The following is a 13460-nucleotide window of genomic DNA, read 5'->3' on the forward strand; positions in this document are numbered from 1 at the left end:
TCGGATTTTAAAAAATCAGGAGGTTAATATCGCTATGCGACAGGTTGAACCATTCCGCTACCGTTTTGTTTGTTAAAATTCCGTGGTAAAAATACAACCCGTTTCGCAAACCGCGGTCAAATCGGAGGGAATTTTCCAGTCCGCCTTCATCCCCGATTTTAAGAAGATAAGGAGTGAAGATATTACTAATGGAAACAGATGCGGTACGTGAGTACCTGGCCGGGATATTAGGCACGCAATAATGAACAACGCCGTATTTTTCAAAAGTAGGTTTGTCGTGAGTTGTAACTTCGCTGGTTTCGAAACACCCTCCCATATCAATACTTACATCAATAATTACCGCACCGTTTTTCATATTCTCCACCATAGTTTCGGTTACGACAACCGGCGCACGGTTATTTCCCCGCACGGCACCAATGACCACATCGCATCGTCTCAGTGCTTTAAAGAGGTTTTTGGGTTGGAGGGTAGACGTATGCATGGGACGACCCAGGCTGGTTTGTATACGGCGGAGCCGTGTGATGGAATTGTCGAATATTTTAACACTGGCCCCGAGCCCGAGTGCGGACCTGGCCGCAAACTCGCCTACTGTCCCCGCACCGAGGATAACCACATCTACGGGAGGAACCCCGCTGATGTTACCAAACATGAGGCCATTGCCGTTATTGGCATTGGTCATCAGTTCCGCGGCGATCAGTACGGAAGCTGTTCCGGCGATTTCGCTCAGGGAGCGCACAGCAGGATAATTACCGTCCTCATCACGGATATATTCAAAGGCTATGGCAGTGATCCTTTTTTTGGCGAGCTCTTCAAAGTATTTTTTGCTCTGGGTCTTTATCTGCAGGGCAGAGATGAGTATGGTCTGCGGATTGATGAGTTTGAGCTCATCCAGGGATGGTGGTTCTACTTTAAGGATAATGGGGCAGGAGAATATTTTTTTGACATCGTTGGTTACTTCGGCACCTGCCTCACTGTATTCCCTGTCTGTAAAATTGGCGCCCTCCCCGGCATTGGATTCTATGATAACCCGGTGCCCGTGCGCGGTGAGCGCGTTTACAGCGTCCGGGGTGAGACACACGCGTTTTTCCTGATATGCTATTTCCTTGGGAATACCTATAAACAGTTCTCCTTTTTGTTTCAGGACCTCCAGCATCTCTTCCTGCGGCAACAACTGCTGTCTGGTAAATGGCGACGAAGCTACATTCATAATCTTAACACTACAAATACCTGTAAAGCTATAAAATTATTTGGAGAAATCGTCTTCTTCCACCTCATACTTTTTCAATTCTTCATCCAACTTCTTCATGTCAATGCCGTGAACGATCTTGTCGAAGAGTTTTAGGCGGATAAGATACACTAGAGGAATTATAATAAGCATTATAGGGATAAGGTAATAAATTTCAAACTCGTCATAATATTTGGCTTCATCATTAATTACACTGACAAGCTGGAAGATATACATTGCAATCGGAATAAGAATAACATGATACCACCAATGCCTACATGTTAGAAACCATAATAGAAGTAAGTATAGAGGAACAAATTTTCCCAAAAAAATCCATGCTGCCGCGTTTAAATCTTGATAGGTGGGGCTGTTAAAGCTAAAAATAAAAAACTCCCAGGTTGGCTCTTCCGGAAAATTATTATACAAGTAAAATATATACGGCGAGATCGCTATTAAGGTAGCAACAATACTGCCCATAAATAACGATCTCCGTAAACGTGCCTTTTTAGGTTTTTCCACACTCATATTTTATATCTTAAATATAAAAACACAATATACAAAATAAGGATAGTTAAATTATAAAAACTTTGTGTAAAAATATTTAAGCGGAGGATTTGCAGAAATATTCCTATGATTTTAGCTTAGCATTATTGGACAGTGGTTGTTCTCAAAAATTCCATTAGGAAGTACTATTTCGGTTCCTTTTTGTTGTACAAAACTTTCGGTGCTAATAATTCCATTAGGAGGGATTATTTCTTTTCCTTTTTCTCTGGCATAATAATTATGTTCAAGAATATTCTGGCTCAATAATGAAAAGATTCCAATGCAAAAGAGTACAAAAAAATAGTTTACTGATTTCATGATAGTTTGCTTTTTGGTTATTTAGTTGTAGCAAACGTACCAAAAAATAAAATGTTGTCAATTAATACTTTCGTCGTAACTTTATTACTTTTTATCGAAAAAAAATAGATTTTGAATTCTTTTTTTTGTATAAGGAAAGAACTCTACAATATTACATAAAAATTCTTAATAAGATACAGTATTTTTAATCAATGTTATTTCTTACATGTTTCGTAAGACATATTTTATTGCTAATTTCTTCTTGCCTTTTCATAATTCTGAAGGTAATTAATACTTCTTGTATAGGATGGCTTTCATGCTTAGGATTTTGTCATTGAGACTATATATCTCTGAATTCGATAAAGTGTTTGTTTTTGTCGATAAAAAGCATATTTTTGATTTTTAAAATTATATCTATGAACATATCAGGTAAGCTCAGCTACCTAGTATTTTGGATTTTTTGTTTTCCCTTAGCCCTTTTGGCGCAGGAGTATACCATAAAGGGTTCCCTCCAAGATGGGAAACAAAATGCACTCTCTTATGTCAATATAATTTTGATACAACCATCGGACTCTGTGGTAGTGTCCGGGACCTCATCCGACAATGCGGGAAAATTTGCCATAAACGGGGTAAAAGCAGGGAACTATGTTCTGAAAGCCACTTTTGTCGGGTACCGGAATATGGAAAAATCGATTGAAGTAAACGATGATACAAATGTAGGGACTATTCTGTTGGAAGAGGTAACCGAATCCCTGGATGAAGTCACCATAACTTCGGGTAGACCTTTGGTGGAAAGAAGGAGTGATCGCCTTGTTTTTAATGTGGAAAATACTTCTTTTTCCGCCCAGTCATCTTTTGATATTCTCCGGAATACCCCCGGAATCCTGGTATTAAATGACCAGGTCGTTGTACGAAATAACCCGGCAATTGTGTATATTAATGACAAAAGAGTTTATCTATCCGGAGAAGAATTAAAAAGCCTGCTGGAAAATTATTCGGGGAGCAATATCCGTAGTGTGGAGGTCATTACTACGCCACCTGCCCACTATGATGCGGAGAGTGGCGCCGTTGTTAATATTGTTACATCCAGGAGTATTTCCGTGGGTTATAAAGGAAGTGTTAATAGCAGATGGACGGAAGCTATTTTTCCAAAATACAGTTTGGGTACAGACCATTATTTCAAAAATAATGTCTTGGATTTTTTTTTGGGTTACAGCTATAATCCCAGGAAGGAATATAAACACGATAATAGTTACTTTAATTTCTTTGACGGAGATACACCGGATGACCGATGGGAGGTAGATTTTAGAAGGACCACCAGGTCGTATGCCCATAATTTGCATACCATTCTGGATTTTACTTTAAACGAAAAGAACTCCCTTAGTGTAATGGCTAATATAATGCACTCTCCCGGAAAGACTTACGATAATAGTGCAGTTACCAATATTTTTGACGCGGATAGTAACCTGGAATCCTATTTCCTGACAGACAGCGAACTGAATAATGATCGTTCCAACCTTGCTTTTTCATTGGATTACACCTACAATATCAATGACAAGGGTGCAAAAATGAGTGCGGTGAGTAATTATATTTACTATGAAGACCGTCAATTCCAGCTTTTGTATACCGATTATTTTGATTCCAATTCAGTACCAACAGACAGTAATTATTTTGATTTTCTGGCCAAACAGCGGAATAATATATTTACCCAGCAACTGGATTTTTATCTTCCTTCGGAATGGACTCCGATAGAAACCGGGTTAAAATATTCTTCGATAAGCAGTAATAGCAGCGTGGCTTTTGGTGGGGATGATATTCCTCCAGAAACAGAAGATGACAGGTTTAAATACCGTGAAAATATTTATGCTGCTTATGTAAGTCTTAATAAGGAATGGGAGAGCTGGTCAGCCAATATTGGGCTTCGGGGGGAATATACGGATGTGGAAGCCAATTCCATGGTATTGGGAGAGGTGAATACTCAAACCTATTTTGAATTATTCCCAACTGTGGAATTTCAACATACGGTTAATGAAAACCATGAGCTGGGAATTAATTATAAAAGAGGTATAAATCGCCCGAGATACGGTAGTCTTAACCCCTATCGGTATTATTTATATGAGAAGCAATACAGTGAAGGTAATCCTTCATTAACACGTTCCATAAGTAATGAAATAGAATTAACTTATACTTTTAAAAAGAAATTTGAATTTTTTCTTTACTACGAACATTCTAATAATGCTATACAAGGGTTAACCTTTCAGGATAATATGAACAAGATTATAAGTAATGCACAATACAATATTGATGGAAAAAACGAATACGGGTTGGATTTTTCTTTTTACAGTTATATAAAAAAATGGTGGTATTTTTACACCTACATGTCCGGGTATTATATGGAAAATAGCTTCCCGGCCATAAAAAGTAAAATCCCTGTTCAAAAATTAAATACTATGGGATATTACGGTCGGGCGTATAACCAGTTCACCATATCGAAGGATCGCAGTTTTACCGCAGACCTGTCTCTTTTTTATATATCCAATTACATACAGGGATCTTTTATGTTTAAGAACCGTTTTTCCACAGATATAGGATTGACCAAAAGGCTTTGGAATAACCGTATCAGTGCTTCCCTGAATCTAACCGATATCTTTAACACCCAAAATATTTGGTTAACGTCCAGGTATCAAAACCAGGACAACGGTTACATCGCAAGACCGGAAACACGTACCGTTTCTTTTAGCCTGAAATATAATTTCGGCAACTACCGTCTCAAAGACAATAAAAGAGACACTACCCCCGACGAACAGGAAAGGATAGGAGAGTAGTGTCTTTTACCTTTTAGAGATTTAGCTTTTGACGTATATCTTTAGATAACCCGTCTTTGTGGAGCATGACAGATATGGCTTTTAGCCGCATGTAAGGAATACTCATGTTAATATAGCCACCGCTTTTTCCCACACGGATTTTATCCGTTCCCCAGGAGTTTTTTACCTTGTAATATACGTGGCCTTCCTGGTCTTTTACCTTACCTACGATGTGCATCAGGTGATCGTCGGTGGTGTGGTAGTTCTCGAATTCCTGCTGTCGGTATTCCGGGGAGATACTTTTTTCCTGTTTTACATCTTTCAGTATGGCTTTAGTGTCCGTTTCGCTTTCCGGGATAACCGCTACGCCGTCTTTTTGTGAGAATGTAGGTTCGCTCACATCACAGTCTAGCGCAAGGGTATACCCGTTTTCAAGGGCATGATCTATAACCGCTATAAACTCGTTCAGTGGAAGGTTATAGTAATTGCCGTTAGAAAAGTTATCCGGGATGTTGAGTATAAAATCCGAATAGAACGGCTTGTGTGTAAAGGAAGTGACGGAGACATAATCTTCCGGTTGTATTTTGGTCATTTTCAGGAAAGATTCCGGGGTATAGTTTTTACCTTCATAGGTGAATTCTCCCACTCTTTTCCCCAGGTATACATCCAGGACACTTTCAATAGCCTTGTTCCAGTTGGGAGAGAGGGTTTTAGCCGGGTTTTCCACATATACGTTTAGCATGCCTTCCAGAACAGAGAGCATTTCAATATGATTGTGTTTTTCCTGTCCCTCTTCTAATCCTGTATAAACACTTTGCGGTACGATACCGTATTCCGCTACACTGTTTATGACATCGTGTGAAAGTCCGCCCTGGCTGAACTGGGCTTTTCCCTGTCGCATGACATAGTTCCACGCTTTTTCGGGGTAAGTGTTCCGCACGTTATACATTTCGGAAATATCGATCTGCTTTCCGGTTATCCGCATGATCTCCGATTCCAGGAAGGAGGAAGTAGAAAAACTCCAGCACGTCCCCGTAATACCCTGGCTTATGACCGGGGTGGCTTCCAGGTCCGTAACTGTTTCAAAAGTATACTGTTGTGCAAAGGAAAGGGCCGAGAAGCATAAAGCGCCCAGCGATACAAGAATCTTTTTCATTATATGGTATTGGGTTAAAAAGACTAAAAAGGATTATTTTTACGCAAAATAACAAAATTATGAGTAAAGCAGATTGGAAAGTCGTCAAAGAATACGAAGATATCACTTATAAAAAATGCGGTGGTGTGGCGCGGATAGCCTTTAATCGCCCGAATGTACGTAATGCCTTTCGTCCCAAGACTGTCGGAGAGCTTTTCGAAGCCTTTCTGGATGCTCGTGAAGATACTTCCATAGGTGTGGTTTTGTTGTCTGCCGAAGGGCCTTCTACCAAAGACGGTGTATATTCCTTTTGCAGCGGGGGAGACCAGAATGCCAGGGGACACCAGGGATACGTAGATGATTCCGGGATGCCCAGGCTGAATATACTGGAAGTGCAAAGACTTATTCGTTTTATGCCTAAAGTGGTTATTGCCGTAGTGCCCGGATGGGCTGTTGGTGGCGGGCACAGTCTCCATGTAGTTTGCGATCTTACCCTGGCCAGTAAGGAACACGCCATATTCAAACAGACGGATGCCGATGTAACCAGCTTTGACGGAGGGTACGGTTCGGCTTATCTCGCCAAAATGGTAGGCCAGAAGCGCGCCCGGGAAATCTTTTTCCTCGGAAGGAATTACTCCGCGCAGGAAGCTTTCGATATGGGCATGGTAAATGCCGTAATACCGCATGAAGAGCTTGAAGACACGGCATTCGAATGGGCACAGGAAATACTCGCCAAGTCACCGACTTCCATAAAAATGCTGAAATTTGCCTTTAACGCTACGGATGATGGTATGGTGGGCCAACAGGTTTTTGCCGGTGAAGCTACCAGGCTGGCTTATATGACAGACGAAGCCAAAGAAGGGCGAAACGCCTTCCTGGAAAAGAGAAAACCGGATTTCAGCAATATCAAATGGATTCCGTAACGTCTCTTGAATAAGATTACCCTTATCGGAATTCCATAGAGGGAATATTATTTTCCTGCTAATATATTTTACATGACAAAAACAAAGGCTTTTATAGCTGCGGCACGGCTCCGGACATTGCCGCTTTCGGTATCCGGAATTATTACGGGTACCGGTATTGCTGCTTCCGGTGGGTTTTTTAACTGGCAGATATGCGTACTCGCCCTCCTCACCACAATTGGCTTCCAGGTGCTTTCCAACTTTGCCAACGATTACGGAGATGGCGTAAAGGGGACGGACAATAAAGACCGTATAGGTCCGCAGCGCGCCTTACAAAGTGGTGCCATAACCCCCGGAGAAATGAAAAAAGCGATGACCCTGACTATAATAATCACGCTTCTGGTGGCCACATTGCTTATTTATGTCGCTTTCGGAAAAGAAAACTTTCTGCTTTCCCTGATATTTTTCCTGTTGGGGATCGCTTCCATAATAGCGGCCATAAAGTATACTGTAGGAAAATCGGCATATGGTTACAACGGATTGGGGGACGTTTTTGTTTTCCTGTTTTTCGGACTTCTCAGTGTAGCCGGAAGTTATTTTCTCTATGTGAAAAGCCTGGATTGGACCGTTTTTCTCCCGGCAGCTTCTATCGGTTTGCTCAGTGTCGGGGTGTTAAATCTCAATAATATGCGTGATGAAAAAAGTGACGCCGCTTCCGGAAAGAATACTTTAGTGGTCAAAATCGGGGGAAAACGGGCTAAAAAATATCATTATACGATTCTTATTACATCATTACTGCTGTTTTTACTTTTTGCTCTCCTCCAAAGTTTTTATATTTATCAGTATATATTTCTTTTGGCATTTATCCCTGTGTTGAAACACATAAAAACGGTAAGGGAAAATGCGGTGCCGAAAGAACTGGACCCGGAGTTGAAAAAACTGGCCATAAGTACATTTTTGCTGTCATTCCTTTTTACTTTGGGGCTTGTTCTATAAACAGAAGTAATCTCAACCCGATTAAATAAAGAGAAAATGAAGATCACATATTATGGACACGCGAGTTTAGGAATAGAGGTAAACGATATTCATATTTTGGTAGACCCTTTTATCTCCGGAAATAAAAAAGCCGCGCATATAGATATAAACCAGATAAAAGCAGATTATATCCTCGTTACACATGCGCACCAGGACCATACGCTGGATGTGGAGACTATAGCACAACATACAGGGGCTATGATTATTGCCAACTTCGAGGTCGCTGATCATTACGGAGATAAGGGAATAGATGTTCACCCCATGAACCACGGGGGGAGCTGGGATTTTGAATTCGGAAAAGTGAAATATGTCAATGCGATCCATACTTCTTCCTTCCCGGACGGGAGTTATGGCGGACAGCCCGGTGGGTTTATCATTGAGGGAGAACATAAAAATATATACATTGCCGGAGATACGGCCCTTACGATGGACATGAAACTCATTCCCATGTATTTGAAACTCGACCTTGCTATTTTACCTATCGGGGATAATTTTACGATGGGTGTCGATGATGCCATCATAGCTTCCGATTTTGTAGAGTGCGATAAAATCCTCGGCTATCACTTCGATACGTTCGGTTATATCGAAATAGATCATGAAGAAGCCAAGCGAAAATTTTTTGATAAAGGAAAAGATCTGATGTTGCTTTCCATAGGAGAAAGCATAGAGCTTTAGAGTTATGAACAATAAATGAAAGCATCCTACCGGAAGTATATACTCCAGTTTAAAAGGCCTAGCGGGACTTCAAGGGGAATTCTGAATGAAAAGGAAACCTGGTTTATTTTATTGGAAGATAATGGCAGAACAGGAATAGGGGAGTGTGGTATTCTCCGAAGCCTGAGTGCGGATGACAGGGAAGATTATGAAGAAAAGCTGAAATGGGCATGTGACAATATACATTTGGGAATAGATGATTTGTACCGGGAACTGAAAGAATTTCCTTCTATCCAGTTCGGCCTGGAACAGGCTTTTTTGTCCCTTCGATCGGAATCTCCGTTTCTTTTATACCCTTCGGCATTTACCAATGGTGAAGATTCCATATTCATAAATGGCCTGGTATGGATGGGGAGTAAGGAATTTATGCAGCAACAGATCCGGGAAAAACTTCAACAGGGATTTCGCTGCATTAAAATGAAGATCGGGGCCATAGATTTTGAAACCGAGCTGGAGTTACTCAAATCCATACGCAGGGAATTTTCATCTTCGGATATAGAAATAAGGGTCGACGCAAACGGAGCCTTTACTCCCGGCAATGCTTTGGAGAAACTCAACAGTTTATCCGAGCTGGAATTACATTCCATAGAACAACCTATCCGGCACGGGCAATGGGAGGAAATGGCCGGTCTTTGCGCCAATACTTCTTTGCCGATAGCACTGGATGAAGAGCTGATAGGTGTTTTTGATCTTTCCGCAAAAAGAGATCTTTTAAAGGCCATTCAACCACAATACATAATTTTAAAACCGAGCCTTGTAGGAGGCTACCGGGGTAGTGAGGAGTGGATACAACTTGCCGAAGATCACAATGCCGGATGGTGGGTTACAAGTGCCCTGGAAAGTAATATAGGCCTGAATGCCATCGCTCAGTGGGCATATACCCTCCATAACACAATGCCCCAGGGACTGGGAACGGGAAGTCTTTATACCAACAACCCGGAAAGTCCCCTTGAAGTGAAAACCGGAACATTATACTACAATACAGATAAAAACTGGGAAATAAATACATTGAAAAATTAGCATATGTACATAGAACAGGCGTTTAAAGGAAAACACGAGTTATGGAGATATATTCTCGGCGTTTTTGTGACTTTCGGGGGAAGTCAGGTTATAGGAAGTTTTGTATTGGGTGCGGCTCTGGCTTATAAAGCATTTACCGGTGGTAATGTAGACCTGTCAAACCCTATGGATATTCTCACGATATACGATCCGAATATCATGCTTGTATTACTGCTGGTCCCTTTCGCTCTGGGGCTCGTAGGACTGTATTTTTGGATGAAACCGGTACACGGACTGCCTTTTAAGGTATTGCATTCGGCAAGACAGAAACTCGACTGGAAAAAAATATTCTTTTCCTTTGGTCTCTGGGGACTTATCAGTATTGTATTTGTGTGGGTGGGGTATTTTATTTCACCGGAAGATTATCAGTGGAATTTTAAATTGGTACCCTTCGTTATCATGTGTATCCTTTCCATATTGTTGATACCGTTACAAACCAGCTTTGAAGAGTATATTTTCAGGGGATATTTAATGCAGGGGATAGGTGCATTTGCTAAAAACCGTTGGGTGCCGTTAGTTACAACCTCTCTTATTTTCGGGCTTATGCATATCTTTAATCCGGAAATAGGTAAAATAGGATATGTGGCCCTGGTGGCTTATATTGGGATAGGTTTTTTCCTGGGAATAATAACGCTCATGGATGAAGGGATTGAACTGGCACTGGGCTTCCACGCCGCTAATAATCTCTTCATAGCACTGTTTGTTACTGCCGACTGGACGGCTTTCCAGACACATTCCGTATTAAAAGACATATCAGAACCTTCCGTGGGATTTGAAATTTTCTTTCCGCTGATAGTGATTTATCCCTTATTGATACTCATTTTCGCAAAAAAATACGGGTGGAAGAACTGGAAGGATAAATTGTTCGGGAAAATAGCTACTCCGCTACAGGAGGAATCCATACAAACGGAAATATAAGTGTAATCACAGATAAAAGAATCATGGAAAATACCGCAGAACTATCCATCACCTATAAGAACATTCACAACCGCTTTAAACTGAACGGTACCTATTTCAACAGGGAGGAACTCAGTTTGGTGGCATACAGTTTTATAAAAGAAGGAGAGCCTTACCAAAAAGTTATTGGCGACTTTTTACTGGATTGGCTGGATAAACGTGAAACAATTGCCGTTTATACTTCGGGTTCTACGGGGAAACCCAAGAAGATAGAATTGAGCAAACAGCATATGGTGAATTCGGCGATAGCCACGGGAGATTTTTTTGAAATTACAGTGGGAGATACTGCTTTATTGTGTCTGCCGGCCGATTATATTGCCGGAAAGATGATGCTGGTCCGCGCCATGATCCTGGGACTGGAAATAGATGTGGTCAAACCGTTGTCAAATCCTTTGGAAAGGATAAACAAGGATTACGATTTTGTGGCCATGACACCCATGCAGGTGAAAGATTCTCTTTCCGGGCTGGACCATGTTAAAACTCTTATCGTAGGAGGAGCCCCGATGTCGGGAGAATTAAAAACGGCGCTTTCCGATACTACCTGTAAAGTATATGAAACGTATGGCATGACGGAAACCGTTACTCATATTGCTGCCGGGAAAGTAAACTATCTGAAACCCGGAGAAAAGCCTTGCTTTACCCTGTTACCCGGGATTAATATATCGCTGGATGATAGAGGTTGCCTTGTGATAAATGCACCGGAGATTTCAAATTTGACAATAACTACAAATGACCTGGTGGAACTGGTTTCCGAAAAAGAATTCCGATGGTTAGGGAGATATGATAACCTGGTAAATTCGGGTGGGATAAAGCTTGTTCCGGAATTAATAGAGAAAAAAATCAGGAAAATAATACCCGGACGATTTTATGTAACGGGAATTCCCGATGACAAGCTCGGGGAAAAGCTGGTTTTGTTTGCAGAAGAAAAAACAAACCCGGGATTGACAGCAGAAGAAATTCAAACGAAAATAGGCGGATTGGCCTTGCTGGATAAGTATGAAACCCCGAAAGAAGTACACCTGATTAAAAACTTTAAAGAGACCAAAAACGGAAAAGTACTAAGACATAGAGAATTGTAATTTTGCTTTTCTGCCGATGTGTAAATTATCCGGATTTGTGTTGTTTTGTACAATATTCGGTTATATATTTGCACCGCTTTTAAGGAAAAGTAAAAATGGTCGCGTAGCTCAGTTGGATAGAGCATCTGCCTTCTAAGCAGACGGTCCCAGGTTCGAATCCTGGCGCGATCACTTTAAAATCAAGGGCTTACAAATATGTAGGCCTTTTTTGTTTCCTGAGAATGCATACTATGTGCATACCGCTTTATCATCGATAGGGAAGACTAAACCACCCTGTTTTGAAAGGTAAAGAGTGGTTTAGTTCATTTTTATTTATCCTGTTATTTATAATTGCAGGGAAGGTTAATTGACCCAGACAGATTTAATATTGACAAATTCTCTAATTCCATAACCTGAAAGTTCCCTTCCGTATCCACTGTTCTTAATACCTCCGAAAGGTAATCTTGGATCTGAAACTACCAGTTTGTTGACAAAGCTGCTTCCGGCTTCAAGTTGCAATGCCACTTTTTCTCCACGTTCTTTATCTGATGTAATAACTCCGGATCCCAAACCAAATTGAGAATTATTGGCCAGTGCTATGGCTTCATTTTCATCCTTAGCCCGGATAACGGAAGCTACCGGACCAAAAAGTTCATTATCAAAAGCTTCCATGCCGGGTTGCAGATCGGCCAGGATGGTGGCCGGGTAATAGGCTCCTTTTCCTTCGGGGATATTTCCCCCTAACAGCAATCGGCCTCCTTGTGTAATGGTTTTGGTGACTTGTTCATGTATTTCATCGCGCAAATCTACTCTGGCCATGGGCCCATAATAGCTTGATTCGTCCATAGGATCGCCCATTTTCGCTTCCCGCATCTTTTTGGTAAAGAGTTCGAGGAATTTATCGTAAATAGCATCGAGAACCACAAAACGCTTGGCTGCTATACAGGTTTGTCCATTGTTCTGTAATCTTCCCAAAGTAGCCAGATCGGTTGCTTCTTCCAGGTCGGCATCATCCAGGATAATATATGCATCGCTACCTCCGAGCTCCAATACCGTTTTCTTAAGGTTGGCTCCTGCAACAGAGGCTACCGATCGTCCTGCCGGATCGCTTCCGGTAAGGGTTACCGCTACGATATTCTTATCTTCGATAACATCCTTAACGTTACCGGCGCTAATATTCAGATTGGTAAATACTCCTTCGGGAAACCCGGCTTTGACAAAAGCATCCTCCAGGGCAAAAGCACTTCCCTGCACATTAGATGCGTGTTTCAGTACCCCGGTATTACCGGCCATCAATGCCGGAGCTGCAAAACGAATGACCTGGTAAAACGGGAAATTCCAGGGCATCACAGCCAGAATAACTCCTATTGGCTGAAAAGTAACATAGCTCCTGGTTGCCTCGGTATCTACCATCTCTTTCCCTAGAATGCTTTCGGCGTTATCAGCATAAAAGCGACATATCCAGGCACATTTTTCTATTTCCTTTCGGGCTTGTACAATAGTTTTACCCATTTCCATTGTAGCCAACCGGGCGTATTCTTCTTTATTGGCGTCGAACAGATCGGCCAGTGCATGCATTCGTTTCGAACGTTCTGCAAAGCTTGTTTTCTTCCAGGAATTATATGCTTTGCCCGCCAGAGCTATCTTTTCTTTGCTTTTCAAAACATCTATCCGTTCAAATTCGGCCACCGTTTCCCCGTTTGAGGGGTTTATCGTTATTGCTTTGCTCAT

General features: G+C 41.5%; 12 protein-coding genes and 1 tRNA gene. 8 read left to right on the forward strand and 5 right to left on the reverse strand.

All coding sequences use genetic code 11. From position 1 onward, the window contains the following. Positions 1-7: 7 nt before the first annotated feature. The 3 genes from ACVBDY_RS09660 to ACVBDY_RS09670 form a co-directional block, all read right to left on the reverse strand. Positions 8-1207: an alanine dehydrogenase gene (locus ACVBDY_RS09660; RefSeq protein ID WP_447175269.1), complete on the reverse strand. Its 1200-nt coding sequence runs from the start codon at positions 1205-1207 to the stop codon at positions 8-10. A gap of 36 nt (positions 1208-1243) precedes the next feature. Continuing rightward, on the reverse strand, positions 1244-1462 hold the full coding sequence (locus ACVBDY_RS09665) for a hypothetical protein (RefSeq protein WP_447175270.1): 219 nt from the start codon (positions 1460-1462) through the stop codon (positions 1244-1246). Positions 1463-1861: 399 nt separating this feature from the next. Further along, positions 1862-2086, reverse strand: coding sequence for a hypothetical protein (locus ACVBDY_RS09670; protein ID WP_447175271.1), 225 nt, complete (start codon positions 2084-2086; stop codon positions 1862-1864). Positions 2087-2481: 395 nt separating this feature from the next. Here ACVBDY_RS09670 and ACVBDY_RS09675 point away from each other — a divergent pair, with 395 nt between their 5' ends. Further along, entirely contained in the window at positions 2482-4890 is a 2409-nt protein-coding gene (locus ACVBDY_RS09675) for an outer membrane beta-barrel protein (RefSeq protein ID WP_447175272.1), read from the forward strand. Between the two features lie 13 nt (positions 4891-4903). On the opposite strand, the gene ACVBDY_RS09680 is transcribed toward ACVBDY_RS09675, so the two are convergent. Then, positions 4904-6025 carry a C1 family peptidase gene (locus ACVBDY_RS09680; protein WP_447175273.1) on the reverse strand — a complete coding sequence of 374 codons (1122 nt, stop codon included), beginning with the start codon at positions 6023-6025 and terminating at the stop codon, positions 4904-4906. Positions 6026-6084: 59 nt separating this feature from the next. Here ACVBDY_RS09680 and ACVBDY_RS09685 point away from each other — a divergent pair, with 59 nt between their 5' ends. The 7 genes from ACVBDY_RS09685 (at position 6085) to ACVBDY_RS09715 (ending at position 11921) form a co-directional block, all read left to right on the forward strand. Continuing rightward, positions 6085-6927, forward strand: coding sequence for a 1,4-dihydroxy-2-naphthoyl-CoA synthase (locus ACVBDY_RS09685; protein WP_447175274.1), 843 nt, complete (start codon positions 6085-6087; stop codon positions 6925-6927). A gap of 72 nt (positions 6928-6999) precedes the next feature. After that, positions 7000-7902, forward strand: coding sequence for a 1,4-dihydroxy-2-naphthoate polyprenyltransferase (locus ACVBDY_RS09690; RefSeq protein WP_447175275.1), 903 nt, complete (start codon positions 7000-7002; stop codon positions 7900-7902). A 36-nt stretch (positions 7903-7938) separates the two neighbouring features. Further along, on the forward strand, positions 7939-8616 hold the full coding sequence (locus ACVBDY_RS09695) for a metal-dependent hydrolase (RefSeq protein WP_447175276.1): 678 nt from the start codon (positions 7939-7941) through the stop codon (positions 8614-8616). 15 nt (positions 8617-8631) lie between these two features. Continuing rightward, complete coding sequence (locus tag ACVBDY_RS09700; RefSeq protein WP_447175277.1) at positions 8632-9675, forward strand: o-succinylbenzoate synthase; 1044 nt, start codon at positions 8632-8634, stop codon at positions 9673-9675. Between the two features lie 3 nt (positions 9676-9678). After that, positions 9679-10632 (forward strand): CPBP family intramembrane glutamic endopeptidase, encoded by a 954-nt coding sequence (locus ACVBDY_RS09705; RefSeq protein ID WP_447175278.1) that lies wholly within the window; start codon positions 9679-9681, stop codon positions 10630-10632. Positions 10633-10655: 23 nt separating this feature from the next. After that, positions 10656-11750 carry an AMP-binding protein gene (locus ACVBDY_RS09710; RefSeq protein ID WP_447175279.1) on the forward strand — a complete coding sequence of 365 codons (1095 nt, stop codon included), beginning with the start codon at positions 10656-10658 and terminating at the stop codon, positions 11748-11750. Positions 11751-11847: 97 nt separating this feature from the next. Then, a tRNA-Arg gene (locus ACVBDY_RS09715) sits at positions 11848-11921 on the forward strand. Positions 11922-12092: 171 nt separating this feature from the next. Here the strand turns inward: ACVBDY_RS09715 and ACVBDY_RS09720 are convergent. Then, positions 12093-13460 carry an NAD-dependent succinate-semialdehyde dehydrogenase gene (locus ACVBDY_RS09720; protein WP_447175280.1) on the reverse strand — a complete coding sequence of 456 codons (1368 nt, stop codon included), beginning with the start codon at positions 13458-13460 and terminating at the stop codon, positions 12093-12095.

The sequence above is a fragment of the Sinomicrobium halophytocola genome, assembly GCF_052983395.1.

Excerpts from the sequence above, each read along its gene's own strand:
- ACVBDY_RS09665 (WP_447175270.1), bottom strand. The coding sequence starts at position 1,462 with ATGTATATCTTCCAGCTTGTCAGTGTAATTAATGATGAAGCCAAATAT.
- ACVBDY_RS09670 (WP_447175271.1), bottom strand. The coding sequence starts at position 2,086 with ATGAAATCAGTAAACTATTTTTTTGTACTCTTTTGCATTGGAATCTTT.
- ACVBDY_RS09720 (WP_447175280.1), bottom strand. The coding sequence starts at position 13,460 with ATGAGCAAAGCAATAACGATAAACCCCTCAAACGGGGAAACGGTGGCC.
- ACVBDY_RS09660 (WP_447175269.1), bottom strand. The coding sequence starts at position 1,207 with ATGAATGTAGCTTCGTCGCCATTTACCAGACAGCAGTTGTTGCCGCAG.
- ACVBDY_RS09710 (WP_447175279.1), top strand. The coding sequence starts at position 10,656 with ATGGAAAATACCGCAGAACTATCCATCACCTATAAGAACATTCACAAC.
- ACVBDY_RS09675 (WP_447175272.1), top strand. The coding sequence starts at position 2,482 with ATGAACATATCAGGTAAGCTCAGCTACCTAGTATTTTGGATTTTTTGT.
- ACVBDY_RS09680 (WP_447175273.1), bottom strand. The coding sequence starts at position 6,025 with ATGAAAAAGATTCTTGTATCGCTGGGCGCTTTATGCTTCTCGGCCCTT.
- ACVBDY_RS09700 (WP_447175277.1), top strand. The coding sequence starts at position 8,632 with ATGAAAGCATCCTACCGGAAGTATATACTCCAGTTTAAAAGGCCTAGC.
- ACVBDY_RS09685 (WP_447175274.1), top strand. The coding sequence starts at position 6,085 with ATGAGTAAAGCAGATTGGAAAGTCGTCAAAGAATACGAAGATATCACT.
- ACVBDY_RS09690 (WP_447175275.1), top strand. The coding sequence starts at position 7,000 with ATGACAAAAACAAAGGCTTTTATAGCTGCGGCACGGCTCCGGACATTG.
- ACVBDY_RS09695 (WP_447175276.1), top strand. The coding sequence starts at position 7,939 with ATGAAGATCACATATTATGGACACGCGAGTTTAGGAATAGAGGTAAAC.
- ACVBDY_RS09705 (WP_447175278.1), top strand. The coding sequence starts at position 9,679 with ATGTACATAGAACAGGCGTTTAAAGGAAAACACGAGTTATGGAGATAT.